Genomic DNA, 25092 nt, shown 5'->3' on the forward strand with positions numbered 1-25092 from the left:
GCAATCCCTTCGACGACAATGAACAATAACAGTTTCCAGCTTAGAGCAAGCCAACAACACTTCCCTAGGCTCCGATATAGTATGATATGACCTTTCGGCGGCTGCAGTCGTCCAGAACGGTATCCGTTACATATCTATCAGGCCACGTTGGGAGAACGATGCCACATCCATACACACAGGCGATCAGAGCGCGCGAACAGGGGGAGGAGGGCATCCGCCTCCAGAAGGTGCTGGCCCAGGCCGGATTCGGCTCTCGTCGCAAATGCGAACAGATCATCACCCAGGGCAGGGTCGAGGTCGACGGCGAGCTGGTCACCACGCTTGGCAGCCGGGTGGACCCGTCCCGCCAGCAGATCCGGGTGGATGGATCCCGCATCCATCTGAACGACAAGCATGTCACACTGGCCCTGAACAAGCCCCGCAAGGTCCTTTCGACCATGGACGACCCCAAGGGCCGGTTCACCCTGCGCGACATCATCGGAGACCGCTACGAGCGGGTCTTCCACATGGGCAGGCTGGACTATGACTCAGAGGGCCTGATCCTCATGACCGACGACGGGGAGCTGGCCCAGCACGTCATGCATCCGCGTTACGAGGTGGAGAAGTCCTATATTGCCACGCTCAGCGGCCACATTGGCGGCAACGTCTGCCGGAGGTTGGTCACCCAGGGTGTGGAGCTGGATGACGGCCTGATCCGTCTGGATCATTGCGCCATCATCGACCACAACCGCGAGCACACCATCGTCAAGGTGGTCCTGCATTCGGGCAAGAACCGGATAGTCCGGCGCATCTTCGGCGCCATCGGCTACCCGGTGACCCGGCTGGTGCGCACCCAGATCGGCCCCATCCGACTGGGCGAGATTCGTCCTGGCTCCTATCGGGTGCTCTCCGCCGCCGAGATCAAGGCTCTGGATAAGGAAGTCGGACTGTGATCACCGTCGCCATCGATGGCCCTGCGGGAGTGGGAAAGTCCTCCACCTCGCGGGCCCTGGCCAAGCATTTCGGCCTGGCTTACCTGGATACGGGCGCCATGTACCGGGCGGTCGCCCTATGGTGCATGGACCGCGGGCTGGACCTGGACGCGGACCAGCCCGACCAGGAGGCGATCACCGAGGCCGTGGCCGAATCCATCACCGGCGGCCACCTGGTCATGGGACTCGACCCCGAACATCCCACTGTCAGCCTGGACGGTCGTGACATGGATGAAGAGATACGCTCTACCAGGGTCTCCGAGCATGTCTCCGTAGTCTCTTCGATTCCGGCTGTGCGCCATGTCCTCATAGCCGCCCAGCGGGCCATCATGGCTGACCAGGATCGTGGCGTGGTGGCCGAGGGACGGGACATCACCACCGTGGTGGCCCCGGATGCCCAGGTCCGTGTACTCCTGACAGCCCGTGAAGAGGTCCGCCAGGCCCGTCGCAGCGGCCAGGCCCAGGCTGGATCAGCAGGCGCCGAGGATTTGGCTGCCCGGGATGCCCGGGACTCCAAGGTCACCTCTTTCATGAGCGCCGCGGACGGGGTGACCACCGTGGACAACTCCGATCTGACCTTCGAGCAAACGCTACAGGTTCTGATCGATCTGGTCTCATCGGCCATGGAGGAGGACTCCTACGACGAGTACGCCCGGAACCTGGACGACTATGAGCTGGACGAGGAGGACCGTGCTCTGCTGGAGGGCGGCTCCGAGAACCAGGATGACCAGGACCATGGCCCCAAGGCCGTGGGCGTGCTGGCCGTGGTGGGAAGGCCCAACGTGGGCAAGTCCACCCTGGTCAACAGGATTCTCGGCCGCCGTGCTGCCGTAGTCGAAGACACCCCTGGCGTGACCCGGGATCGTGTCAGCTACGAGGCCGAGTGGGCCGGCACCCAATTCAAGCTGGTGGACACCGGTGGATGGGAGAGCGATGTGGAGGGCATCGAATCCGCCATCGCCTCCCAGGCACAAGTCGCCGTATCCCTGGCAGATGCCGTCATTCTGGTCGTGGATGGCCAGGTGGGGCTGACCGCCAGCGACGAACGGATCGTCACCATGCTGCGGGCCGCGGGCAAGCCGGTCGTCCTGGCTGTCAACAAGCTGGATGACCGGATGGCCGACTACACCGCATCCGAATTCTGGAAGCTGGGTCTGGGCGAACCCTATGCAATCTCCGCCATGCACGGCAGGGGGATAGGCGATCTGCTGGACGCCGCGCTGGAACAGCTCAGCAAGGCCGAGAAGACCTCAGGATTCCTCACCCCTGAGGGCCTGCGCCGGGTGGCCCTGGTCGGCCGACCCAACGTGGGCAAGTCCTCCCTGCTCAACCAGCTGGCACACGAGGAGCGGGCCGTGGTCCACGATGTGGCCGGCACCACCAGAGACCCGGTCGACGAGGTGGTCCAGGTGGACGGCGAGGATTGGCTCTTCATCGACACCGCCGGCATCAAGCGCCGCCTACACAAGATCTCGGGTGCCGAATACTACTCCAGCCTGCGCACCCAGGCGGCCATCGAACGCTCGGAACTGGCGTTGATCCTCTTCGATGCCTCCCAGCCCATCGCCGATCAGGACTTGAAGGTCATGAGCCAGGCCGTGGATGCTGGTCGGGCCATCGTCCTGGTCTTCAACAAGTGGGATCTGTTGGACGACTTCGGCCGTCAGCGTCTTGAGCGGCTCTGGCAGACCGAATTCGACCGGGTCACCTGGGCCGAGCGGGTCAACCTTTCCGCCAAGACCGGCTGGCACACCAACCGGCTGGCCAAGGCCATGCGCACCGCTCTGGAATCATGGGACAAGCGCATACCGACCGGCAAGCTCAACTCCTTCCTGGGCAAGGTTCAGGCTGCACACCCGCATCCACTGCGGGGCGGCAAGCAGCCGAGGATCCTCTTCGCCACCCAAGCCTCCACCAGGCCGCCGCGTTTCGTGATCTTCGCCACCGGCTTCCTGGAACACGGCTACCGCCGCTATCTGGAACGCTGCCTGCGCGAGGAGTTCGGCTTCGAGGGCACTCCCATCCAGATCTCCGTGCATATCCGCGAGAAAAAGAAGCGCAAATAAAGATGGTAGAAGGTCCCTAGCCCGGCTCTTAAGTCAGCCTAGGGACCTTTCCATACCCCTGCAGATCGGGCGCAGCACATCGATCATCTCACTCCAATAGCCTCGCAATGCAAACTTGGCTGACAGTATTTGTGTCTGTCCCCCAGTTCGGGTTTTATTGATTAACCTTTGGGTCACTTAAACAAGATCTCTTGACTATTACTACCGATATTAATTCGGAGTCTGCACATTGAGTAAGGAGTAAATATGATATTTAAGAAAATAGCACACTTAACTCAGGCAAATGCAGACCAGATCGCTAGAAAATGGCACTATGGTGGCCAATACAGCTTTTATGATATGGAAAATGATCTAGAGGATCTTGAAGAGATAATCACTCCGAAGTTGCGTGGAGATAAGTATTACCAGGTTGTGGATGATCAAGATGAACTGGTTGGTTATTTTTGCCTGGAAAGGCTATCAGAGGAAAAAGTAGAAGTTGGTTTAGGATTGAGACCGGATTTGACTGGACACGGGTTGGGATTAAATTTCGTCAAAGGAATCGAAGAATTCATACAGAATAATTTTAATTATAGAATTATTGTTCTTTCAGTAGCCAGCTTCAATAAACGTGCAATTAAAGTTTATCAGGGCGCAGGATTTAAAATAACGGGTTCTAATATGCAAAAATCGAACGATGGCCTATATGAATTCCTTAATTTAAGCAAGACTATGGATCGGTAATAGGACGTACGAACTTCCCTGAGATCTAAACTGACTAAATGGCTAAACGAATTTTATAGCATGCACGCAGAAGATCGCCGGGTGTATAGACGGTCGTTATTGGGTTAATTAGATGAGAAAGGTGATGTTAAAGCTCTTACATCTCCAACAATCCCCGATAGGAGCGCACTGCTTTCGTCCTCATTTCGAGTGCATTCAACCATGTTGCCATGAAATACAGGGTTTGTGCGGTGTCTGTTATTCCAGTTTCTAGGGTGAGAGCAGATTGCCTGTCCAGACTGTTGCAGCTTAGCTCGTGAAATGATACTGATGATGAAGGACCGTGTTGGCGGGTGCTTGATTTGATTTAAATCATCTTTGAGTCCTTCAACGGATTCAGGAAGTTCTTACTTGTATCCTGAGCTGTCATTTACAGTCTCTTTTAGCTCACGCATTGCATACAGGAACTAACGGTGGTAGATAGGTCCTCCCTGCCCGGCATACTTTCTGCCAGCGTATGAACCATAGGCAAATATGAGTACAAGGACGATTGCCAGAGCGGTTCCACAGATCCAATAGAACCTGACTCCGCTATAAGCCAGGGCAGACAGGATCATGACCACGCCCAGAATCATGAAGAGCACACCGCCAAACTGCTGACAACGGCGCCAAGCCTCGCGGCTGGAGTAGGCACCTGGCACCCGAAAACCGCTGATGCCATTGGGTCTGATTTTAGGAGCAAAATTGCCGATGACTATGAGAGCCAGACCGGTCAAGAGAATGACGACCTTATCAATGCCGAAATCCGTCGGCCACCAGTTCAAATGAGGATCGGCAGCGGCTATGGAGAACGTATCTATAACCGCGAAAACAATCTGCATGTATAGCCCACCCAGCAGAAAAACGGTTAAGGTATGTCCCGCTTCATCACCACGTTTAATCAAATATGCGCGCAGGACGAACATCATGATGGTCCAGATCAGCGCAATGATCAGACAGATGCATGGCATCCAAACCAGCTCCTGGGGAGAGCCCCAGCGATCCACCTGGTTCTTTGCATTCCAATGAAGCGGAACCTTTTTATTCGGCAGACGATTAACCACTATGCGGGTTACGCCCAGCATGATCATCCCCGGCAACCACTGAGCCACGACCAGGGTCGGGACGAACCGACCCGCTTTGCCGCCATCTGCCATGAAAGTCCCCTTAGGACTCCGAAACCGCCGTCGAACCAGTTCCCTTGCTCACAGTCTGCGGCTCGGGCAGACTTCTCTTGTCGCTGGCGCTTGTCCGCAGGCGGTAGAGCCACTGAATGGTGCTGTCCAGCACACTCAGATTGAGTTCGTAGATGACCCTGGTGCCCTGCTTGTGGCCGACAATCAGGTCTGCTTCTTTCAACTTCCTCAGATGATAGGACAGCTTGGATGGCGTCATTCCCAGCTTTTCGGCCAGGCGTCCAGCCTCCATGCCACCCTGCTCCAAAAGATCCAGCACACGACGACGCAGTGGATCAGCCAGAGCCGCTGTTGTTTCCTGAATAGCCATAAGACTCCTTTTTCGATGATTTTCTCTAGTATTTGCATGCTAACATTGTTTCAACCAATATTGTATATCTTCTTCAACTTTTATCTGCTTTTCACTCACTGAGCGCAAAATATTTGACAATCGCTCGGATTAATGACTTGTGTAGCAACATTAAACTGTTGAACATACCTACTTTTCTGAAGCCAAGGCTGATTGGCAAGAACATTGGCTCAAAACCGGTGAGCCAGACCCGATCTGAGGTCATGCTACTATGAATAACTTCGGCGAATAGGAGAATTTGCGGCATGGGCGAAAATGAAATAAAAGTCAACATTGGCAAGGCCGCCATCTTCGACCTCGACGGCACACTTCTGGATTCCATGGGAGTCTGGAAGGAAATCGACCAACGATTCTTTGCTCGCCGCAACATCCCCATGCCGGACGATTACGCATCTGTAGTAGCCTCCATGCAGACCGGTGCCATTGCCAGATACACCATCAACCGCTTCCACCTTGACGAGCGCCCAGCAGATCTTGTGGAGGAGTGGAACAAGGACGCACTCCTGCTCTACGCCACGGCTGTACAACCCAAGCCACACGCACTCGATTACCTGCAAGCGCTAAAAGCCAGCGGAGCCGCCCTGGCTGTGGCAACCAGCCTCCCTCCCCGCCTGAGACAGGCTGCTCTGAAGCACGCTAGGATGACCGATTGTTTCGACCAGGTCTGTAGCGTGGATGATGCCAAAAGCATTGGCAAGGAGGAGCCGGAAATCTATCTGTTGGCTTCGCGGATGCTGGGCGTACCACCTGACCGTTGCACGGTATTCGAGGATCTTCTGGTCGCCGTCGATTCGGCCAAGCGCGCTGGAATGAAGGTCTGGGCCATGTACGACCAGTCTTCGGCCAAGGAATGGGATTCCATCCGCTCTGAGGCCGATGGCGCTATCACTGACTTCGCCCAGGCGCCTGCCATTCTCTGACTCGCTCCGCACCGGCTGGAGCCGGCTGTTACCATGAAAGCGTCAAGTGTTTGGTGGAGGTGTTATGGGCAATTCAGGCAGAATAAATGCCGATTGCTCAAAGTGGCTGTACTCACGTTTGCTCGCTCGTCTGGGATTGCAGAATTGGTGGCCGGCAGAGACTGACTTCGAAATGATGATAGGAGCGGTGCTGGTCCAGCATACAGCCTGGGGGAACGCAGCCATGTCCATCGAGCAGCTCCGCACGGCCGATCTGCTCAACCCCTGCAACATGGCCGACGTCGACCTGGCAAGACTGACGAACCTGATCAGATCAAGCGGCTTCATGAAGGCCAAGGCACGCACCTGCAAAGCCCTGGCTCAGTGGCTGCTGGCTCACGGCATCCGCACGGCCGATGTCGAGGACTGCGCAGATGAAGGCCTGCGTGACGACCTGCTCACCATTGCCGGAGTCGGACGCGAAACGGCGGATGTCATACGGCTCTATGCCTTCGGCCAGCGCTGCTTCATCTGGGACGCCTATGCACGCCGGATGCTGGACGGTCTGGGGTGGGCCTCCTTAAGGTCATACCAGGAGGGCGAAGAGTACGAGGCGGATTTTATTCGGGTTGATCAATGGCCACTAAACGATCTGCGTGAATATCACGGGCTGATTGTCCAAGCAGGTAAAAACCATCGCAACCCCCAGGCCTATGCTTCCTTCCTTACGGAACTTGGCAGCCCACAAAGCTCCTCCAAATGAGTTGAATCGTTGAGGTTCGGCCTATGACGTGCATGCAAGGATGCATACGATTTATCACAAGACCTATGACGATACCTCAATACGCCACCTCTACATAGCAACCCTTATACGGCACCCATATACAGCACATATATATGGCTGCATCTTATGACCGTATTCCCGTGTGACAATCTTGTCCGCACCTCTGTGAATCGCGCACAATAAGGATTTGACTTGACTTCAAGCGGATTGAACTCCGTAGACTATGTTTCATCCGCATACTTGGCAGACATATATGCCAGGTAGTGAAGAATGGGGAGCATAAGCATGAAGGCAGCAAAGTTTGTGAAGCCAGGCCGCATCGAGCTGGAGGAAGCACCGATGCCGACCATCGAAAAGCCTAAAGATGCCGTGATTCGGATCGCCCGAGCCTGCGTGTGCGGATCCGACCTGTGGTGGTACCGGGGGATTTCCTCAATGCCCTCAGGCAGTCACGTAGGGCACGAAGCCATCGGCCTGGTTGAAAAGGTGGGCTCGGATGTCTCTCATGTCAAACCTGGTGACTTCGTCATAGCACCCTTCACTCATGGCTGCGGACACTGCGCGGCCTGCAGGGCCGGCTTCGACGGTGACTGCCTTGATCCGGACAGGCGGGGGAGCGGCGGCTACCAGAGTGAGTATCTGCGATTCACCAATGCGGATTGGGCGCTGGTGCAGATTCCAGGCCGACCTGAGGACTACAGCGACGATATGCTCAACTCTCTGCTGACCCTCTCCGACGTGATGGCAACCGGTTATCATGCAGCCGCAACAGCCCAGGTCAAAGAAGGCGACACGGTCGTGGTCATGGGCGATGGAGCGGTGGGTCTGTGCGGAGTCATAGCAGCCAAGCTGCGTGGGGCCGAACGCATCATCGCCATGAGCCGGCATGAGGACCGCCAAAGGTTGGCTAGTGAATTCGGTGCCACTGACATCGTGGCTGAACGCGGCGACGCTGCTGTGGAACAGGTCATGGCCCTCACCGACGGAGCCGGAGCCGATGCCGTCCTGGAATGCGTGGGCACCGAACTGTCCACCGACACCGCTGTCAGGGTGGCCCGGCCCGGCGCAGTGGTCGGCAGGGTGGGTGTGCCGCAGCAGGCCACCATGGACACCTCTCAGCTGTTCTGGCGCAATGTCGGTCTGCGAGGCGGCACGGCCGCAGTCACCACATATGACAGGCATCTGTTGCTTGACCAGGTGCTCAAGGGCAGCATCCAGCCAGGCAAGGTCTTCACCAAGCGCTTTGCCTTGAATCACATCCAAGAGGCCTATGAGGCCATGGACCAGCGCACAGCTATTAAGTCCCTACTGCTTGTCAGCGAATGAGGCTGCAGCAGTAATCAGCTGATTCCCGCCGCTACTGACTTTGCCAGTGGCGGCGCGTAAGCATGGCTGCTCGAACATGTCCGTTATTTCGAAAAAATCAGGGCCGAGTCAGGGATAATTCAGGGTAAATCAGGGTATTTCATCCCTTCTTGCTCTGATATTAATGAAATTGACTGATGACGACAAGGATGACCGTCATACAGGGGCAAGCGACGAATGAGGACGCATGACATCTGCGAGGCGAATCAGCATTACTGGGCGTAGATGCCTCGGTCTGGAAGGTCGTCGATGATCATCCAAGGGAAAGATGCAACTATGAATAACCCCAACGTAAGCGAAAGCAGAGGCCCGACACCAACGATTGAAGCTACGGGGTTGTCCATGGTGGTCTCCCCGCGCCGCGGCGATTCACTGACCATTCTCAATGACATCGCATTCACTGCCTATCCGGGGGAGATGACCGGCATCATCGGGCCGTCAGGTAGCGGAAAATCGACGCTGCTGTACTGCCTGGCTGGGTTGGAGAAGGCCACTAGCGGCACTGTGCTTCTGCTGGGCAAAGACATAACCCGTCTGGGGCTTTCGGCCATGACCAAGTTCAGACGCCAGCATCTAGGCTTCGTATTCCAGTCCTACAACCTGATCACCAGCATGACAGTCGAACAGAATCTGGCTCTGCCATTCACCCTTCGCGGATCCCGCTTTCCCAGAAAGACGGCGGATTCCCTCTTGAAGTACTTTGGCCTGATCGATCAGAAAAAGAAAAGCGTCACCCTGCTGTCTGGCGGCGAGCAGCAACGTGTTGCCCTGGCCCGCGTCTTGTTGTCCGACGCAGACGTGGTATTCGCAGACGAGCCGACTGGCGCCCTGGATCAGGAATCCGGAGAAAAGGTCATATCGGTGCTGAAGGAACTCGCCAACCACGAAAAGAAAACCATCGTACTGGTGACCCATAACAATGAGGTGGCGGGTCAGTGCGATCGGCTGTTTGCCGTGCGCGATGGCCGTATCAGCCAATCATTCTCTGCGAAAGCGCCCATGGCATGAGAGGCGCTCTGTCCGAACTCAAAGCAGCGCCCATGGTCTGGAGCGCCGTCTTGCTGGCCATGGTCGTATCCCAGACCGTCATCTGCTCCCTCATAACGGTCGCCACGATCATTGATCAGGACCATCAGGGTCCGGAGCAGGAACTTGGATCCACATACACTGGTCCCGCCTTGGCATTCAGCGTGATCATCACCGTAGCTGTGCTGCTATGGGTCATGAACTCAGCACTGAATCAACGACGGCATCAACTGGCGCTCATGGTTTTGCAAGGCGCTCTGCCTTGGCAATTGCTGGCCTGGAATCTGCTGATAGTCATTGGATTATTCATCCTGTCTGTTGCAGCCACCTGCCTTTTGCTGCCGGTGATTACGCCCTTGACCTTCGCCATGGTGACAAATCCATTAGATTTGCATTTGACCTATGCCGGCAGCCACCTGTTCGATTCGCCGGGCAAAGGCCTCGCTTTCAGCGCTGCGCCCATCTTCATAAGCACCTTGTTGACTATCCGTTCGCTCTCGAAAATACGACCAATGGAAGCCCTCAGGCAATCCCAGAATCCGCCAAAGCGGATAGGCGTCTTCCGCGTCCTCCTGGGAATCGTATGCTTGATTGGCGCTGGCTGCATGTTGCTGATTCCAGCTTTTGCACTTGCAACTAACCCTCGTGCCAGTCAGATGAGCAGCGATGCCGCTGCGGATCGGATGACGGTATTTCTCGCCTTCGCCATGGGCGGCATGTTCCTCCTGATATTCTCGCTGGCAGCTTTCGCGCCATACCTCTTGCCCGGCTTCACGGCGATATGGACACGTATTGTGGCGTTGCCATCCAGAACCTGGAGGCTGGCAGGCCAGCAGGCTGTCGGCAGCATACAGCGCCAGGGAGCGACGATAATCCCGATGACTGCGGGTCTATCATTGCTGATGACCGTCGGCGGAGGGTTGAGCACAATGATCACCACCTTGCTAGTCGCTTTTCCCCACACACCAGGCAGCACTGTTCCGGCGACCACAGACATGTTTGCGAGTCTCTCGGCGCTCACTGGACCGCCAATGATCATCGCGATAACAGGTGCAATTGCAGGCACCTTGATCACTTCCAAAGGCAGAGGACTTGATCTGGCGTTGACCTACGTATCAGGTGCTGGAATCGGCCAGCTCAGAGTATTGGGCGCGCTTGACGGCATCATCACTATGATTACCAGCACACTGTTCTCCCTGGTCATCACCTTGCTCTGCACCTCATCCCTGACTTTCATGCTCTCACGCTTCATGGGCAAAGCACAGATGAGCGTGCAATGGGGCGCTTGGATTATAGTGGTGCTCATCGCATCCCTGCTTGGTGCCGCAGCCACAGGAATCCAAGCCCTGACCACCAGATTCGAGAACTCTGTCAGTGTCATATCGCATGCCATCGGCGAGTAATAAAGCCTCGCCGCATACACGCGAATACATATTTGAGCCACAGCGAGCCTGCCGACCTCTGTCATTCCTCCATGTCTCTTGTTAAATAAATTAAGTCGGTATATGCAGCGCTCGGCTTGATGAATTCAATTGGTAGGTGCAACTGTGGGCACTTGATGGCTTTCCACCAATACAGGTAAACACAGGAGTATGCGACGATTTCCTACACGCGAGCATTTGCAAGGCTCATATAGGGTACAGTCAATGACAAACCGTGACAGGTGACGATGAACCAGTCAAATCTTGTCAACAACAGACAAATGGAGGACCGTCATGGCGCGACCGACCACCAAGGAAGAACTCATCAAGGCCGCTGATGATGGCTTCGACAAAATCATGGCGCTGCTTGAGCCACTGACACCCGAAGAACGCAATGGCCGCTTTTCCTTCGACCTGAGCAAGGAGAAGGGGGCTCATTGGGCACGCGACAGGAACATCAAGGATGTGCTCGTCCATCTCTACGAGTGGCATCAGCTGCTGTTGAACTGGGTGGAGGACAACCAGGAGGGCAGGACCCACGACTTTCTTCCGGACGGCTACAACTGGCGCAATTACGGCGAGATGAATGTGAAGCTGCGGGACAAGCATGATGACACCACCTACGATCAGGCCTTGAACCTGTTCATTGAATCCCATAAGAAGGTCATGGCCCTGGCGCAATCGTTCACCAACGAGCAGCTGTTCACCAAAGGCGCCCTCCCATGGACAGGCAACTCTACCTTGGGCTCTGCCTTCATCTCTTCAACCTCCAGCCATTACGACTGGGCCCTGAAGAAGATACGGAAGTACTTGAAGGGGCGCAAATAAGCGACAGAACACCCAAAAGCAGCGGCTTTATACACAGTCAATAATGGGTTGCCATGCGATGGGATTCACAGGATGGGCGATCCTAAAAGCAGCATCTCAGCATATTCGTAATAGCAATGGAGCATAACCGCGACAACCGCTTGCATAGCAGTATGCACAACGGCGAAGGACGCATATCCCCATAATGGCGAAGGGACATCATCGAAAGGACATCATCAGTGAAACGATCTCGCATTGATCCAGATACTGATGATATAAGGCTGATCAAGATGGTGGCTGACGGAAATGAATCGGCTTTTGAAGCACTTTACAATAAGTATGCGCATACCGTCCAAACCTTTATTTCCCTGCGAATATCCGACGATCAGGATGCCAGTGAAGTTTTTGCTGACACATGGCTGGGCTGCTGGCGTTCCTCAAAAACCTTCCGTGCAGACAGCAAGGTGCTTACCTGGATACTCAGCATTGCCCGGCGGCAAATCTATATGAAACGTCGCAAACCGAAACCACCTGACCAAATGGATCAGGTGGAACTTGACTCGATAACCGATGATCAGCTGGAGCCTGTAGAACTGGTCAGTAAAGATCTGACGATGGAAATAATACGGCAAAGGATTGATGCACTCCCAGCAGAAATGACATACACGGTGACGCTGGCATGGCTTCACGAGTTACCCTATCCGGAAATAGCCTCCCTGCTCGACGTTCCGGTCGGGACTGTGAAATCTCGCATTGCCCGGGCAAGACAGATCCTGCGCCCGCAGTTGAACGACCTCGCTCCAGTCAAAACCCAAAACTGCAGAGCCAGAGATAATTGAAGGGGTGATTATGGCAGACCGATATAAGAGCACAAGCCCAGACAGCACAGGCCCAGTCACCGAAGAATACCGGGGTGAAGTTCAAGAGGCGCTTAGAGAGAAAGAGCAAAATGCTCAGCCGGCAGTTCCAGCTTTTAATAGCGTACTCAAGGCCATCCAACAGAAGCCGTCACTGGCAACGGATCAACCGATACCATTCATGCGTCGAGTACGTTCCTTTGGCCCGCTTGTTCTGGCCCAATTCCGCCTCATACCGCGATATATCTTACTGGTGGAAATTGCGATAGCAGCGTGCTCCGTTTTAATTAGCAACCTTATGCAAGGTGCACGTTACGGCAGTCTCGGTACGCATATCTTTTCAAATATACTCATGCTCAACATGGCACTGACCATGATCCTGGTCTTTTCCATTAAAGATGATCGTGAATTAATGCTCAGTATGCCCCTGGGACCTCAAGTTGTAGTAGCTTCTAGGCTATTGCTGGCCTTCATCTCCAATATTGTCGTCGGGGGAGTAGCCTTATTGATTGTCACTGCAATCAACCCTGGAATAAGACCCCTGCCGGTTATTGCCCAAACGATAGCCCCCATAACACTCCTGGCGAATATCGTGGCCCTCTTATGCATATGGCAATGCTCTTGGATTGCACTGCTCCTAGGAGTACTTGCACCACTATTGAGAACTTTGCAGAACTTTAGGTCATCATTTTTCCTACCGGCATGGGTCAATTCGGCACCCACTACAACTGCAGCCTGGGCAGGGACCATCCTACTGACAGTGGGACTCCTATCTGCTGTTATCCTTTCAGCCCCTCTTGCCTGGCATGCTCGACTCGCCAATGGAGATAAAAATTAATGAACCTTTCCATCCTCTCTCGCTACTAACTAAGCAAACGGAACGACTAGCGAGCAATGTCTGGCAGCAGCCGAGGCCAAAACCAGATATGAGGAAGGTGGACGAGGTTGGCTTTCGTAGGTATACAGCTCAAGAGGCTTTATAGGCTGGTATTACTGCCATTCATACTGACCGCAGGTATTCTTCTTGCGGGCTTCGTACTGGAGGGCATCTGGTCATTGAGCCGCATACGGCCGTTTATGATGGTTCTTACTCAGGTGCCAGTAATTGCTGCTGGCCTATCTACAACTTTTGTGCTCAATGGTGACCCAATCGTTGAACTTACTGAGTCAACTCCAACTGGATGGCGGAAAGTTCAAGTGACCAGGCTGCTTATCATTACCGGAGCATTTCTTGCTGCCGCAGGCCTTCTTTTTATCGGCTTGCATATGATGCGACTTTGGCCACGCGACCAGGGATGGGTGAGCATCATTACCCCGGTTGGCAGTATATTCATTGTCAACTGTCTGGTTTTCCTTATAGCCGTACTCACCATGTCTATGCCAACGTCGTCGCTTGCTTCCATGGCTATTTGGCTGTTTTTATGTTTTATATGGGATCCATACATAACCGATCCGGTCCGGCAACGACTTCTCCCAATGATTATTGCAGCGGCAGGCGCAATCTTCGGATGGAAAATCTGCAGTGATACAGAGCGCAATGTTGTAAAGGTGGCAGCCCTATGAGGATACTGAGTCTTGTACGCATCACGCTACTGATGTTTTATCGGCGCAAAGCCTTATGGATAGCCAGCATACCGCTGGCGATCTTCGCCCTCTTTTTGGCCTATGCCTCTCCTATGTCACCTGGATTCAGCAACATAGATGGTCTTGTCTTTACCGGACAGGTTCTTGCTATGTTCACCCCGTTGGCATACGCAGCATCCTTTAGCGACCTTATGACTGCCGGCAGGCGAACAGGTATGGACGAGCTTGAATCCACATCCCCCTTGCCAATGGCTGCCATTCGCTCAGCTCACGTCTTGGGAGCCTGGGTTATCTGCATATCGTCTTCCCTGCTTTTCCTTGTATTGATCGCGGTCCATCAATCCATCCACGGCAACGGTAAGGCAATACTCGTGGCCCTGGCAGTAGCACTTGTCATACTCTCGCCATCGATACTGATCGCTATGGGGATATCCGCCCTGCTAGGAGCCCTGTTGCCCACGATCGTAGCCCGAATTCTTGCCGTCCTTGTATGGGCCTGGCTGGCTTTCTATACCCCCCTCTTACCACTTCCAACGCTCAATGGTGGCCCGCTGGCCGTCATTGGCGATCCCATTGCTCAAGGATGGTTCCATACAGATCCTATGTACGTACCGGCGAACGGCCCCTTTACCGTCCAATCGGGAGTCATATCCTTGCTCTGGCAGGCGTGTATTATCCTCCTTCTCTTCACTGGCGCAAACATAGCCTCCAACCACATGAAAGTTCGGGTCTGACTATCCACTGACTTTGAAAGGAATTACTCACATGTTTATCTCTATTGACCATCTGACCAAGGATTTTCGGGGGAGACCGGCCGCTTTGAACGATCTGACCGTTGATCTTCCACAGGGCATGATAGGGCTTATTGGTCCAAATGGTGCCGGTAAAACAACCCTCATGCGCATTCTCACCGGAATAATCAAACCGACTAAAGGTAAAATTTTTATTGATGGGCAAGACCTGTCATCGCCGGCCAATAGGCGAAATTTAAAACGACACCTGGGTTATCTTCCTCAGCACATCACCCCCTACGACAACCTGACGCCACTTGAATTCCTTGACTATATCGGCATCTTGAAAATGATCGAGAATAAACGTGCACGGCAGGAGCAAGCACATACCCTCCTGGAACAGGTGGGATTGGAAGACGTGATGAACCTACCTATCCGGAGCCTATCCGGGGGTATGAGGCGCAGGGTTGGCATCGCACAGGCCCTTATGGGCGACCCCCAGCTGCTGGTAGTCGACGAGCCCACAGCGGGGTTGGATCCCGAAGAGCGCATGCGGTTCCGCACACTCCTTGCCCAACTGGGACAGGATCGAACCGTTATCCTCTCCACCCACATACTCGATGATGTTGCACAAACCTGCCCTTGGGTGTGCGTATTACGTTGCGGACGCAACCAGTATGACGGGCCGACAGAGGGGCTGATCCATGAAGCTGCCGGTCACACCTGGGTCACGCCCCCCATCGCAGCCCCACCGGATAATGCCACAATCATCAACGCGGAACCTACGCCACAGGGGACAATGTATCGCATAGTTACGGATACCCCGCCCGCGGGCTCTGTCGAAATTGCGCCCAACCTCGAGGACGGATATATGGCTTTGGCCAGCGAGCGCTAGAAACCGTCCCCAAGTATGAAAGAACGTCGATAATTATGAAACGAATCAAGCAGAGCCTCAGAACCCTTTTCCTGATATGCGCCACAATTATGCTGACAGTAGGGGTTGTCGGCTGCACTGATGGCATGAGGCACCCTGAAGAATATTCCACCGATGGAAGCAATAAGGTTGCAGCCACCAGTAACCCGCAAGCAATTTCAAAAGAAGAACTGGGACACACCTGGCCTCTGAAGGTAGATAAAGGCACCGTGTCATGTAAGCTCAGCAAGCAGGGAGACCCCATCCTCCGCTTTACCACCTCAGATGACGAACAGTACGCACTGAACCAGGTACAAGACAATGAGCATCTCAAAAGCATTGAAACATTAAAATCAGATAAGAGTAAGTCAGTAGGAACTCTGATGAGTTTCGCCTTCTCGGTCTGTGACGTCCCAAAATAAACCAATTTACGGGCCCCAACAGATAGCCAAATGGTGGGCAACAATGACGACAGGTCAACCAGGTTGACCGTGTGGAGAATATCCTCACATTGCATTGTCTGTCGCTGATGTTGCTCATTCATAGCGTCAGGCGAATCCCGCTCACATTGGCCAGTGGAGAGAGCAGTTGCTCACGGGTCTTCTGGGTAATCTGCCTGCCATAACTATCGATCCCCCCCCCACCAATTGGCTCATAAAATCGCTCGATAAACTGCAAGACAGCGCTTTTGCCAGTACCAGACGGCCCTATAACTCACACAGTCCAATTTTCGATTTCCGCAAACAGTTGTATTGCTGATCTTCTAGTCCCAGCTCTGACACAGCAGTCAACATGTCATCCGAATGGGGGACAGAGATATAGCGACTGGGATGACATAAGAAGCGAGAATATCTTTTTACTCTCATGGTGTAGCGCTTCCAAAGCCGATTACGGCGATACCAGTTGCGCAAACACGAAAGAGAGACAGCATGCAAGATCGCGAAGTCAAGAGACAAGAAGACCCCTTGCCAGTGATCGGGGCTTCACAACCTCCGATCACTCACAAAAAACTCAGCCTGATCATGATTGGACTTATTGTCGCCGTCTCTATGACCAACATAGATTCGACAATCGTCTCCTTATCGAGTCAGGCAGTCCAATCAGGTCTGGGTCTGACCGCAAGCGGCATACAGTGGATTGTCAACGCCTACATGCTGGCTGCGGCCGCCACTTTCCCCATCTGCGGGCATCTGTCTGATCTAGCGGGCTACAAGCGCATCATGCTTTCAGGTACATTCCTTTTTGGAATGGGCAGTTTATGTTGCGGACTTGTTCCTGCAAATTCACTCTCGCTGATGCTGATGATCTTCTCCCGAGCGCTCCAAGGCATTGGTTCAGCCATGATGTTCCCGGCCGCTATCGGTATTCTGTTCTCCTACTCGGCCGAAAACAAGAGGGCCGGAAACATGGCTCTGTTCTTCGCCATCACAGGAGCCATGACATGTTTGGGCCCCATTCTGGGCTCTTGGCTGATTCAATACTCCTGGCGCGACATCTTCTTTATCAATCTGCCTCTGGCTCTGGCGGCAATCGCCATGATCGTCTCGATGATTCCGAGGGACTCACCCACAACCGAACCCGGTAGTCAGCATATTGACTGGGCTGGCGGCCTGGCCGTAGGACTCGCCATGATAGATCTGATCGTGCCGATTCAACAGGGCAGCACCGTTGGCTGGTCGGATTGGCGCATTATTGCCAGTTTTGGTGCCAGCCTTGTGCTATTCCTGGTGTTCGGCTTCTGGGATTCGCACGTTGACAATCCAATCATTAAACTCCGAATCTTCCTCAACCCACCATTCGACATTTCCCAGCTCGCCATGTTGGTAGCCGCCGTGATCTTCCAACCCATCATGTACTTCCTCAGCGTCTATGGCCTCCTTGCACTCAACCGATCAACACTGATGACCAGCCTATTCATCCTCTACTTTTTCTTAGGTTTCCTGGTTTCCGCCTTGTTAGGCGCCCAACTCTTCAACAGACATGGCATGAAACCGGTATTGCTGATTGCCGGCTTGATAGCCGCAACGGGTTTCTCCCCCATGTCGCTTACAGCCGGTTCACTTGATAAAGGACTGCCCTCCAATACCGTCTGGCTGTCACTTTCCATGGTGGTTGCGGGTGCAGGTATCGGATTCATGTTCTCGCCATCATCCACTGATGCGGTCAATCGGGCCATCAACGCCTCTTATGGCGAAGTCACTGCCATCAATCAGACCTTCAAAAACTTCGGCGGCGCCTTGGGCATGGCAATGCTTGGACCATTGTGCACCCATTATTTTGCCCTGGATATTCATAAAGCCTTGGGCAAGTACGGAGTAAGTGCATCCCGAGCACAAGCCATCGCAGATACTATTGGATCCGGAACTTCGGCAGGTGCTCAATCACAATTCGCCAGTATGCCCCGATCCATGCGGAATATGATCATGCCTCTGATCAGGGCCTCCTATGCCAGCGGCAGCAGCAAGGTCTTCCTAGTAATGGGTTGTCTGTCCTTGCTATTCATTCCCTTGGCTCTCTTGTATCCCCGAAAAGGCAAGCAAATTTTCACTGAGAAGACGATCGATAGCCAATGAAGATCCCGGTTTCGGAGCTTGGAAACAAGAAAACCGGACAATCTCTACAGGCATTTTGGCAGTAGGGTGAATAAGTGTGCAAGTCATGGGAGACATGAGTGAAGATCACTGAGGAAACCAATCGAGAAGGCCAACAGCAAGACCGGCTCTCGATGAATCTGGATGGTCATTGCAGTGACGGTCAACTTGACGCGACCGCAAGAACCGATGCCCAGCGTCGACGTCTTCATAACACCTGGAACTGGTATTTCATTGTGGAAGCAGGCTGCGTAACAGGAGCCGATTGCTTCTTCTCGACTGCATCCATGACCTATAAACTTGTTTCAAGCTTTCTCAACCTATTGCCCTGCCTATTCTTCATGATCGTGGTTCTGCCTAAGGTATATGACAAGTCTGAAAGGTTTGATCGGCAAACGGCAGATCAGCCGGTAAGCAAAACAGGAGCATATGGTTGGATTTTCGCTCTGCTGACGCTGGTCTGCCTGCCCATGGGCGCCTGGTTGGATGGTACCGCCATTCTGGCTCAGCTGTTTATCGTGCCACAACTCTTTATCGCTTTTGCCTACCTTCCTGCCCTGGGATTGGTAGGAGTCCTGAATATAGCCTATTTGGCCATGGCTTTGGCTGGAAAAAGGTTCTTGAGTACAGATCTATCCGGCAATCTTATGCTCATGATTCTCGTAGTGGTATTCTCCGCAATGATTGGAAAGTCCTTCAATGTCCTGGCTTTGACCAACGGACATAATCAAATGCTGCTGGACAAAATGGAGTCTCAACAAGAGACGATCCGCAGACTCAGCAGAGCCGAAGGAGCGTCCATCGAGCGTGAACGTGTGGCCAACGAAATGCATGACACGATCGCCCAGTCTTTGACTTCCATTCTGGCCTTGGCCAGGGTAGCTCATGAAGAACTGATCGACGACATACCTGCGGCTCAGAAACATTTGGAAATGATCGCCAGCACGTCGAAGGGTTCTTTGGATGACACCAGAAGAATGATTGCGGATTCGGCACCGGCTGATCTGGATGGCAGGGACCTGAAGACGGCCCTGGAGCGGACAGTGCATGCCGCCGCAGCAAAGACAGGTTTTCAATCACAGTGCCAGATTCAACAAACCTTGCCGCCCTTGCCTAAGCAGACCGAGGTCAACCTGCTACGTATAGTCCAGGAATCCCTGACTAATATTTCCAAGCATGCCAATGCCAAGCATGTACAGGTGAGCTTGCTTTTAAAAAGGCCGGAACTCCTGGAACTTCAGATCAAGGATGATGGTCGTGGTTTTGATATTCAGAACTTGGATTTCCAGGAGATGGAAAAGGCTGGTCATGGCTATGGTCTGCGAGATATGGCCAAACGAGCTCAAGACGCGGGTGGGCGCTGTACGGTAACCTCCGTTCCCGGGCAAGGCACCTCCATAACTGTAAATATTCCTGTCGAAAGACCAAGTAACACTACTCGACCAGATAAGGAGGAAAGATGATCCGACTTGTCATGGCCGACGACCACCCCATGGTTCGGGAGGGCATACGCAGCATGCTGAAACGCCATGCAGACCTTGAAGTGGTTGCCGAAGCATGTAATGGCGCCCAGGCCATAGAGGCTGTGGCGAAAACACGTCCGGATTTGTTGCTACTCGATCTGCGGATGCCTGATATGAACGGTCCTGAAGTCACCCGGAAAGTGCTGGCTTCTTATCCCAAAACCAAGGTATTGATCCTTACCACTTACGATTCCGACCACGATATTCTGCCGGCCATAGAGGCCGGAGCCAATGGCTATCTGCTGAAAGACGTAGAACCTCATGTCTTGGCCCAAGCCATCCGTGACACTGTTGCAGGGTCCACTGTCCTGAATCCGACCGCCGCGGAAGCAGTCAGCAAGGCGCTGCGCCCTGCGACCAGACCAGCACTGTCCGAACAAGAGACACGTGTGCTGCGCGAGGCCGCCAAAGGCATGACCAATCGGCAAATCGCAGAACACTTATACATCAGCGAGGCAACAGTGAAAACATACTTCAGTCGGATCTTCGCCAAATTGGAGGTCAGCGATCGCACGGCTGCAGTAGCGGAAGCCATCGAAACTCTAGGCTTGAAATCCGAGCAGTAAACCTGCTGGCCTAACTTCCATAACTGGACTAACTTCAATAACCAATAGCCCGCTAACCGATAGCCCCTTAAGCGAAAGCCTCTTTCGAATCCAGGGGCAAGAACCGGCTTTATACAAGAACAAACGTTATAAGTCTTATATATTTTTCATTCGGCCGTTCGAGACATCTAATCGTTGCGCCTTCAATCAAATCACGAGTAGGGGAGGTACTTCATCTTTGTTCATTGACCGTGCGAGTTCAGATAAACTTGAGCCTTCTGTTTGTCGACAGCCAAAGCGGCTGTTAGAATAAGAATCAGGCCTTCCGGAGTGTGAATCCTGGCTTCGAGTGAGTTCCACGGCTTACGTAATGGAGCTGAAGTGGAGCCAGGACGAAGGCGCTCGCATGCGTCCACAATCTTGCTGATCTGCTTTTCCGTGACTGCTACGCTCAGGCTTCCTATGGACTCCATATCCGTATCAGAGTCGCCAGTATTGGAACCACTTTTACGAATCAGCACATCCTGAAAGGCCCAGCGCCTCAAGTGAATCATCATGCCCGGCATGGTGTATAAATTGATAAAGCCCAATCCCTGCGTCCAGAAAACCTCTGATTCATCTAGATCGTCGCTATACAGGCACATGAACATGGGCATGAGATAGATGCCCCTATAAGGCTCCGGCGGTTCCGCATCCTTCCCCGGCTCCGGCACGGGACTTATGCCTGCACCTGCATAAGCAGTAGCTTTGGGCTGGTCATGGTTGTCCATGGCTACCTCGTTCCTTAGTTGAAGTGTTTTGAATTGGGTAGTCAAACAGAAAACGTGATACGTAGACGGAAGATACTGACTGCATCACTCCCATTTGACGGTTGCCGGATCTATCCCGTTTGCACGCGCTGCAGTTTCGATTGCAACCAGCATCCATTTCGCCAATCCAGGTTCCAGTTGTTCGTAATGGCGCCTAAAACGCGGGTCGGCCACATACATCCTCCCCAGAATGACGTGCATGGACGGCGTCACATGGAACCATGACAAAGCATGCCGATGTTCGTCAATCAGTTCGAGAACCTTATCTGATGTCGGAGCCAGACCTTTTCGTTTGGCTTGTGCAAGCTCACTTTCCACGTCTTTAAGCCGGGCCATATCCTTTTTCTGTTCTTGCTCGGAGCGGGAAGCTTTTCGCTCCGCATACTCAAGCCACTGCCTGCTAGCACCCCAGCGTTCGTATGCTTCCGAAAAGTACCGGTCCTCCTGATCGATCTTCGTAGGAGCTGAATCATTACCTGACCTTCCCTCGGCAAGGGCTATGAGTCGGTCCAGACGATCCGCAGCTTTCCTAAAAAGCTGGATTTTCTCCTCAATACGTGAGCGCTGTCCCTGCAACTCGTCCAAAGCAAGCGGTGTCTTGCAATCGAGCAATGCCTTCATTTGTCTGGCATTGAATCCCATCTCCCTGTAGGTCACAATTCGCTCCAGCCGTGCGACGTCATCCTGCATATATTGCCGGTAATTCGACAGTCCACGAATGGGATAGATCAGTCCTTCCTCTTCCCAGTGGCGCAGCATTCTCCTACTGACCCCTGTAAGTTCAGACATCTGACCGATGCTCAAGCCGCTCTTGCTGCCTTCGCCACTGAATTCGCTCTCACGTGTCATGCCTTGACCCTAAACCCTGCCATCATGTCAAGGTCAAATCAATTGTTTCCTGGGGATGGATGAGGCAGTGCATTCACACACCGGCCCCAAACGCCCCAATAACAGGTTCTTGAGGAGGCAGCTTTTGATCCTGCTTGTTTGCGAAGTATTCCCCCCTCCAATTATGAAGACGACTAAATCCAGCGTGACTCCTTTCCCATAAGTGCAAATTAGCCTCGTCAGCAGTGACGTGTCCCCTGCAGGGGACAGTTTCTTTTCCCACGTTGAAGGATTGCGCCCGCCGAACTTGCATAGAAATTAGTTGAATTCCGATTGGAAGGGGATGCGCAATGGCATATACGGACGGAAACAACGACCCGCAACTGGCTGTGTCCACACAGGGGTTGGTCAAGGCCTATGGCGGATTCAAAGCCGTGGATGGACTGAATCTACGGGTGCCGGCAGGCGGGGTCTACGGACTGCTGGGACCAAACGGAGCCGGAAAATCGACCACTATGAAACTCCTTCTGGGATTGACAAAACCGACTGCTGGAAGCATGTGGCTGCTTGGACAGCAGGTCGGGAAGAAGAGCAGGATCCAGCCGGGCCGTGTGGGCTCCATGATTGAAGGACCCAGCTTCTACCCAGGCTTATCAGGTCTCGATAACTGCCGCATGGTAGTCGATTATCTGGGTCTGCCAGTTTCGGCTTCCTCAGAAGTGCTCACCAAGGTTGGATTGCGGGGATACGAGAAGAGGAAGGCGGGCGCCTACTCCCTGGGGATGAAGCAGCGGCTGGGCATCGCCATGGCGCTGATCTCGCAGCCAGAGCTCCTGCTTTTGGATGAGCCCACCAATGGCTTGGATGCCGAGGCAGTGGTCGAGGTGCGACAGATGATCATGGACCTGGCCGCCTCGGAGGGGGTCACTGTCATCATCAGCAGCCATATCCTGTCGGAGATTGAAAAGATGGCTCCGGTGGTTGGCATCATTGCCGATGGTCATTTGCTCTACCAGGGGACATTGGAAAATCTGCGCGAAGAGGGTCATATCGATCTACGGGTGTCCGATCCTGGGCTCGCATCAGAGATGCTCGAAGCTCAAGGCATTCACCACGAATATATCAGGAAGAGCGCAACCCTGCGCATTCCCGAGATACCAGATCCACAAATCGGATCGCTGGTAACTCGACTGGTTTCGCATGGTCTGCAGGTATACCGTGTCGCTTCCGAACGCAAAAGCCTGGAAGAGGCCTTCCTCGAACTAGTGGAAAACCCGAAGAACCATATTTCACAAAACTATGTCTTACAGAACCATGTAGCGCAGAGTGGTATGAAGCCGTCCGGTCTTAAACGGAGGAGCACACGATGAGCTCTGTCGAATCTATCTCCATGCGGTCCGAAGAATTTCGATTGGGAAAACCGCCACGCCCATCCCATCCAGGAGGGCTACCTGTTCTGCTTTCCATGGAGCTTCGCAAGTTGAAAGGCTCCTCATTCTGGTGGATGGCCTTGGGCATGATTGTTCTGGTTTCGTCATGGTCGGGCTTGGCGTTCATGAAACGAGCTGAATCTTCGAACCCCGCCACTCGTACCGTAGCCCTTGCACAAGGTGAGATCTTCCAGACCGTAGGCCTGCTGGCACCAATCCTCGCGGCCCTGCTGACCAGCCGGCTTGCCGTCATGGAGAGCAGCGAGCGCATGGATCTCAAATGGCTCTCCTTGGGCCAGAGCCCGATAGGGATGTTTCTTGCCAAGCTCGTAGTTGCGGGGTGCGCGCTTACACTTTGCTTCGTAATTCCTCTGACTTGGATACCGTTGACGGCTTCAGCACAAGGGTTCCATCTCGAGGGCAGTCTGGCCGAATACATACTCCTTCCGACACTGATTGCCTGCTTCTCATCCATGGCTGTCACGACCATACAACTCGCCCTCTCCCTGACTATCGAAAGGCAGGCCATAGGCCTGGGACTGGGTGTGATAGCCGGTCTGATCGGGACTGGACTGGGCCCGATGAATATGCCGGCTCTGGGCTGGTTCTTCCCGGCCGGCATCAGTTCCGCGGCCAGCCCGTTCCTGTTTTCAGCCAGCTCTGATGGTTTTGCCAGAATGACCTTGGTCACCAACCCCTGGATGAAGGTCCTGACCAGCCTTCTGGTCTGCATTATCTGGTCGGGAATATCAGCATTCGTCATCAAGGTCAAGGAGTCAGACCGATGAACAGACAGTACTCGACAAACACCATAACCATTAGCCCGATGAATCGCCCTAGGCCATCGATCACTGCCGCCTTCAGATGGGAGATCCGCAAGGCCGGCAATACTTGGTACTGGCTGGCCACAGTGCTCTTCGACGCCATAGGAATATTCAACGGTTGGGACCAGTACCAGAGCTACAGACCGGACTTCCAGGCTCAAGGAGTGACCTGGGCTGCGGTCTGGGGGCAGGCGATCCTTCTGCCAAGCATGGTCTTCATACCAGTCCTGGTCGCAGCCTTTGCAGCCCAGGTTGAAGCCAACGAGCACAAGGGACGCAACTGGCAGCGCCTTAACGCCTCCGGCATGGTCGGGACCGCCATAGTCGGGAAAATGCTGCACGGACTGCTGGCATCCCTCCTTACCGTCGCCATCTTCGAATCCGAATTCATACTCGTGGGCGTTCTGGTAGGAGGCTTCGACCCTGCGGAACTCGGTCCCTATCTTATGCGTGGCGTACCGATGACGTTGGCAGTGTGGACCATTATGACTCTGACCCAGGCTATAGCTGCCAGAGCCGAATCCTTTGCCTCAACCATGAGCATCATGTTTCTGCTCACCCTTGCAGGCTGTGCTCTGTCGGTTGCCGCACCGGCTTTGGCACTGCCTTATCCGCTGGCCCTGATCACCACTGCATCCGCAGCCCGTGACATGGGCAATATCGCGTCTACGGCCTCCATGGCGGCCTCGTGCATGACGGCAATCCTCTGGGTGCTGATCAGCCTCCTTATATTCCGGCACGAGGCCCGCAGAGCAGTCTAATTTTGATGCAGAGTCAATGAAGAGAGGATGCAGCACTCGTAAGGTCGCATATTTCAGTGTCTGACAGCATA

The 25092-nt window shown here is 53.9% G+C and carries 25 protein-coding genes; 21 read left to right on the top strand and 4 right to left on the bottom strand.

Features of this window, described 5'->3' with window-relative positions; translation table 11 throughout:
* The first annotated feature begins 158 nt into the window (after positions 1 to 158).
* The 3 genes from H3T89_RS02405 to H3T89_RS02415 all read left to right on the top strand — a co-directional run bounded on the left by H3T89_RS02405 (position 159) and on the right by H3T89_RS02415 (position 3760).
* Complete coding sequence (locus H3T89_RS02405; protein WP_198216126.1) at positions 159 to 932, top strand: pseudouridine synthase; 774 nt, start codon at positions 159 to 161, stop codon at positions 930 to 932.
* Positions 929 to 3037 carry a bifunctional cytidylate kinase/GTPase Der gene (der, locus tag H3T89_RS02410; protein ID WP_198216127.1) on the top strand — a complete coding sequence of 703 codons (2109 nt, stop codon included), beginning with the start codon at positions 929 to 931 and terminating at the stop codon, positions 3035 to 3037. Before H3T89_RS02405 ends, der begins: the two co-directional genes overlap by 4 nt.
* Positions 3038 to 3283: 246 nt before the next feature.
* Positions 3284 to 3760, top strand: coding sequence for a GNAT family N-acetyltransferase (locus H3T89_RS02415; protein WP_198216128.1), 477 nt, complete (start codon positions 3284 to 3286; stop codon positions 3758 to 3760).
* Positions 3761 to 4206: 446 nt separating this feature from the next.
* Here H3T89_RS02415 and H3T89_RS02420 read toward each other — a convergent pair whose 3' ends face one another.
* Complete coding sequence (locus H3T89_RS02420) at positions 4207 to 4935, bottom strand: SdpI family protein (protein ID WP_198216129.1); 729 nt, start codon at positions 4933 to 4935, stop codon at positions 4207 to 4209.
* A gap of 10 nt (positions 4936 to 4945) precedes the next feature.
* The gene (locus H3T89_RS02425) at positions 4946 to 5284 is read right to left on the bottom strand and encodes a metalloregulator ArsR/SmtB family transcription factor (protein WP_110417199.1); all 339 of its coding nucleotides are present in this window, start codon (positions 5282 to 5284) and stop codon (positions 4946 to 4948) included.
* A gap of 284 nt (positions 5285 to 5568) precedes the next feature.
* On the opposite strand from H3T89_RS02425, the gene H3T89_RS02430 reads away from it, so the two are divergent.
* From H3T89_RS02430 to H3T89_RS02500, 15 genes are all read left to right on the top strand, one after another.
* Positions 5569 to 6243 carry an HAD family hydrolase gene (locus H3T89_RS02430; protein WP_198216130.1) on the top strand — a complete coding sequence of 225 codons (675 nt, stop codon included), beginning with the start codon at positions 5569 to 5571 and terminating at the stop codon, positions 6241 to 6243.
* A gap of 187 nt (positions 6244 to 6430) precedes the next feature.
* Positions 6431 to 6985: a DNA repair protein gene (locus tag H3T89_RS02435; RefSeq protein ID WP_198216131.1), complete on the top strand. Its 555-nt coding sequence runs from the start codon at positions 6431 to 6433 to the stop codon at positions 6983 to 6985.
* Positions 6986 to 7291: 306 nt separating this feature from the next.
* Positions 7292 to 8332 (top strand): zinc-dependent alcohol dehydrogenase family protein, encoded by a 1041-nt coding sequence (locus H3T89_RS02440; protein ID WP_198216132.1) that lies wholly within the window; start codon positions 7292 to 7294, stop codon positions 8330 to 8332.
* A 315-nt stretch (positions 8333 to 8647) separates the two neighbouring features.
* Complete coding sequence (locus H3T89_RS02445; protein WP_232348386.1) at positions 8648 to 9379, top strand: ABC transporter ATP-binding protein; 732 nt, start codon at positions 8648 to 8650, stop codon at positions 9377 to 9379.
* Positions 9380 to 9411: 32 nt separating this feature from the next.
* A complete protein-coding gene (locus tag H3T89_RS02450) occupies positions 9412 to 10800 on the top strand; it encodes a hypothetical protein (protein ID WP_198216134.1) in 1389 nt (462 codons plus the stop codon).
* A gap of 312 nt (positions 10801 to 11112) precedes the next feature.
* Positions 11113 to 11646, top strand: coding sequence for a ClbS/DfsB family four-helix bundle protein (locus H3T89_RS02455; RefSeq protein WP_198204003.1), 534 nt, complete (start codon positions 11113 to 11115; stop codon positions 11644 to 11646).
* 218 nt (positions 11647 to 11864) lie between these two features.
* Positions 11865 to 12464, top strand: coding sequence for an RNA polymerase sigma factor (locus H3T89_RS02460; protein ID WP_198216135.1), 600 nt, complete (start codon positions 11865 to 11867; stop codon positions 12462 to 12464).
* 10 nt (positions 12465 to 12474) lie between these two features.
* The gene (locus H3T89_RS02465; RefSeq protein WP_198216136.1) at positions 12475 to 13320 is read left to right on the top strand and encodes a hypothetical protein; all 846 of its coding nucleotides are present in this window, start codon (positions 12475 to 12477) and stop codon (positions 13318 to 13320) included.
* A 107-nt stretch (positions 13321 to 13427) separates the two neighbouring features.
* On the top strand, positions 13428 to 14045 hold the full coding sequence (locus H3T89_RS02470) for a hypothetical protein (RefSeq protein ID WP_198216137.1): 618 nt from the start codon (positions 13428 to 13430) through the stop codon (positions 14043 to 14045).
* Positions 14042 to 14800: a murein hydrolase transporter LrgB gene (locus H3T89_RS02475; RefSeq protein WP_198216138.1), complete on the top strand. Its 759-nt coding sequence runs from the start codon at positions 14042 to 14044 to the stop codon at positions 14798 to 14800. Before H3T89_RS02470 ends, H3T89_RS02475 begins: the two co-directional genes overlap by 4 nt.
* A gap of 31 nt (positions 14801 to 14831) precedes the next feature.
* Positions 14832 to 15692 carry an ABC transporter ATP-binding protein gene (locus H3T89_RS02480; RefSeq protein WP_198216139.1) on the top strand — a complete coding sequence of 287 codons (861 nt, stop codon included), beginning with the start codon at positions 14832 to 14834 and terminating at the stop codon, positions 15690 to 15692.
* Positions 15693 to 15727: 35 nt separating this feature from the next.
* On the top strand, positions 15728 to 16132 hold the full coding sequence (locus tag H3T89_RS02485; RefSeq protein WP_198216140.1) for a DUF2511 domain-containing protein: 405 nt from the start codon (positions 15728 to 15730) through the stop codon (positions 16130 to 16132).
* A 507-nt stretch (positions 16133 to 16639) separates the two neighbouring features.
* Positions 16640 to 18283 carry an MFS transporter gene (locus H3T89_RS02490; RefSeq protein WP_198216141.1) on the top strand — a complete coding sequence of 548 codons (1644 nt, stop codon included), beginning with the start codon at positions 16640 to 16642 and terminating at the stop codon, positions 18281 to 18283.
* Positions 18284 to 18381: 98 nt separating this feature from the next.
* A complete protein-coding gene (locus tag H3T89_RS09105; protein ID WP_198216142.1) occupies positions 18382 to 19764 on the top strand; it encodes a sensor histidine kinase in 1383 nt (460 codons plus the stop codon).
* On the top strand, positions 19761 to 20390 hold the full coding sequence (locus H3T89_RS02500) for a response regulator (protein WP_046322876.1): 630 nt from the start codon (positions 19761 to 19763) through the stop codon (positions 20388 to 20390). The genes H3T89_RS09105 and H3T89_RS02500 overlap by 4 nt, the downstream gene beginning before the upstream one ends.
* A gap of 221 nt (positions 20391 to 20611) precedes the next feature.
* Here the strand turns inward: H3T89_RS02500 and H3T89_RS02505 are convergent, their stop codons facing one another.
* Together H3T89_RS02505 and H3T89_RS02510 are read right to left on the bottom strand one after the other, a co-directional pair.
* Positions 20612 to 21139 carry a VOC family protein gene (locus H3T89_RS02505; protein ID WP_198216143.1) on the bottom strand — a complete coding sequence of 176 codons (528 nt, stop codon included), beginning with the start codon at positions 21137 to 21139 and terminating at the stop codon, positions 20612 to 20614.
* An 84-nt stretch (positions 21140 to 21223) separates the two neighbouring features.
* Positions 21224 to 22027, bottom strand: a complete 804-nt coding sequence (locus H3T89_RS02510) for a MerR family transcriptional regulator (protein WP_198216144.1) — start codon at positions 22025 to 22027, stop codon at positions 21224 to 21226.
* A 413-nt stretch (positions 22028 to 22440) separates the two neighbouring features.
* On the opposite strand from H3T89_RS02510, the gene H3T89_RS02515 reads away from it, so the two are divergent.
* From H3T89_RS02515 to H3T89_RS02525, 3 genes are all read left to right on the top strand, one after another.
* On the top strand, positions 22441 to 23376 hold the full coding sequence (locus tag H3T89_RS02515) for an ABC transporter ATP-binding protein (protein WP_332461034.1): 936 nt from the start codon (positions 22441 to 22443) through the stop codon (positions 23374 to 23376).
* 95 nt (positions 23377 to 23471) lie between these two features.
* The gene (locus tag H3T89_RS02520; protein WP_269749196.1) at positions 23472 to 24224 is read left to right on the top strand and encodes an ABC transporter permease; all 753 of its coding nucleotides are present in this window, start codon (positions 23472 to 23474) and stop codon (positions 24222 to 24224) included.
* Positions 24221 to 25021, top strand: a complete 801-nt coding sequence (locus H3T89_RS02525) for an ABC transporter permease (protein WP_198216147.1) — start codon at positions 24221 to 24223, stop codon at positions 25019 to 25021. Before H3T89_RS02520 ends, H3T89_RS02525 begins: the two co-directional genes overlap by 4 nt.
* The last annotated feature ends 71 nt before the right edge of the window (positions 25022 to 25092 follow it).

Origin of the sequence: Bifidobacterium sp. W8114 (assembly GCF_016101165.1) — a bacterium.
Lineage (GTDB): Bacteria > Actinomycetota > Actinomycetes > Actinomycetales > Bifidobacteriaceae > Bombiscardovia > Bombiscardovia asteroides.

What these genes read in the sequence shown, in the direction of transcription:
- H3T89_RS02415 (WP_198216128.1), top strand. Translation starts at nt 3,284, where the DNA reads ATGATATTTAAGAAAATAGCACACTTAACTCAGGCAAATGCAGACCAG.
- H3T89_RS02485 (WP_198216140.1), top strand. Translation starts at nt 15,728, where the DNA reads ATGAAACGAATCAAGCAGAGCCTCAGAACCCTTTTCCTGATATGCGCC.
- H3T89_RS02430 (WP_198216130.1), top strand. Translation starts at nt 5,569, where the DNA reads ATGGGCGAAAATGAAATAAAAGTCAACATTGGCAAGGCCGCCATCTTC.
- H3T89_RS02405 (WP_198216126.1), top strand. Translation starts at nt 159, where the DNA reads ATGCCACATCCATACACACAGGCGATCAGAGCGCGCGAACAGGGGGAG.
- H3T89_RS02475 (WP_198216138.1), top strand. Translation starts at nt 14,042, where the DNA reads ATGAGGATACTGAGTCTTGTACGCATCACGCTACTGATGTTTTATCGG.
- H3T89_RS02500 (WP_046322876.1), top strand. Translation starts at nt 19,761, where the DNA reads ATGATCCGACTTGTCATGGCCGACGACCACCCCATGGTTCGGGAGGGC.
- H3T89_RS02510 (WP_198216144.1), bottom strand. Translation starts at nt 22,027, where the DNA reads ATGACACGTGAGAGCGAATTCAGTGGCGAAGGCAGCAAGAGCGGCTTG.
- H3T89_RS02420 (WP_198216129.1), bottom strand. Translation starts at nt 4,935, where the DNA reads ATGGCAGATGGCGGCAAAGCGGGTCGGTTCGTCCCGACCCTGGTCGTG.
- H3T89_RS02445 (WP_232348386.1), top strand. Translation starts at nt 8,648, where the DNA reads ATGAATAACCCCAACGTAAGCGAAAGCAGAGGCCCGACACCAACGATT.
- H3T89_RS02505 (WP_198216143.1), bottom strand. Translation starts at nt 21,139, where the DNA reads ATGGACAACCATGACCAGCCCAAAGCTACTGCTTATGCAGGTGCAGGC.
- H3T89_RS02520 (WP_269749196.1), top strand. Translation starts at nt 23,472, where the DNA reads ATGGAGCTTCGCAAGTTGAAAGGCTCCTCATTCTGGTGGATGGCCTTG.
- H3T89_RS02450 (WP_198216134.1), top strand. Translation starts at nt 9,412, where the DNA reads ATGGTCTGGAGCGCCGTCTTGCTGGCCATGGTCGTATCCCAGACCGTC.
- H3T89_RS02465 (WP_198216136.1), top strand. Translation starts at nt 12,475, where the DNA reads ATGGCAGACCGATATAAGAGCACAAGCCCAGACAGCACAGGCCCAGTC.
- H3T89_RS02480 (WP_198216139.1), top strand. Translation starts at nt 14,832, where the DNA reads ATGTTTATCTCTATTGACCATCTGACCAAGGATTTTCGGGGGAGACCG.
- H3T89_RS02425 (WP_110417199.1), bottom strand. Translation starts at nt 5,284, where the DNA reads ATGGCTATTCAGGAAACAACAGCGGCTCTGGCTGATCCACTGCGTCGT.
- H3T89_RS02455 (WP_198204003.1), top strand. Translation starts at nt 11,113, where the DNA reads ATGGCGCGACCGACCACCAAGGAAGAACTCATCAAGGCCGCTGATGAT.
- H3T89_RS02440 (WP_198216132.1), top strand. Translation starts at nt 7,292, where the DNA reads ATGAAGGCAGCAAAGTTTGTGAAGCCAGGCCGCATCGAGCTGGAGGAA.
- H3T89_RS02490 (WP_198216141.1), top strand. Translation starts at nt 16,640, where the DNA reads ATGCAAGATCGCGAAGTCAAGAGACAAGAAGACCCCTTGCCAGTGATC.
- H3T89_RS02525 (WP_198216147.1), top strand. Translation starts at nt 24,221, where the DNA reads ATGAACAGACAGTACTCGACAAACACCATAACCATTAGCCCGATGAAT.